This is a genomic window from Neisseria sp. HMSC065D04 (assembly GCF_001815675.1).
Taxonomy (GTDB): Bacteria; Pseudomonadota; Gammaproteobacteria; order Burkholderiales; family Neisseriaceae; genus Neisseria.
Genome location: NZ_KV821565.1, coordinates 1 through 209 on the forward strand (window position 1 = coordinate 1; position 209 = coordinate 209).

1 protein-coding gene is annotated in these 209 nt (G+C 61.7%); it reads right to left on the bottom strand.

The window, feature by feature from the left end; genetic code table 11:
• On the bottom strand, positions 1-209 hold a 209-nt coding region (locus tag HMPREF3050_RS14715; RefSeq protein ID WP_210399940.1), incomplete at both ends, for a hypothetical protein.

A 209-nucleotide genomic window follows, 5' to 3' on the forward strand; every position in this document is an offset into this window, starting at 1 on the left:
TAAAGGTGTGGGTGTAGGCGGTATCGCGGCTGCCGCTGTGTTCCATGCTGAGTACCAGCCAGCCGTCGGGTGCTTCGGGGAAGGCGGTATCGGTTTGGAACACTTTCATCGGTGCCATGGAGACGACGTTGCCGCTGCCGTTGGCGACGGTTTGGCGGCAGAGGACGGCTTCGTTCAGCAGGGTCGTCTGAACTTTGGCTTCGTCGGGG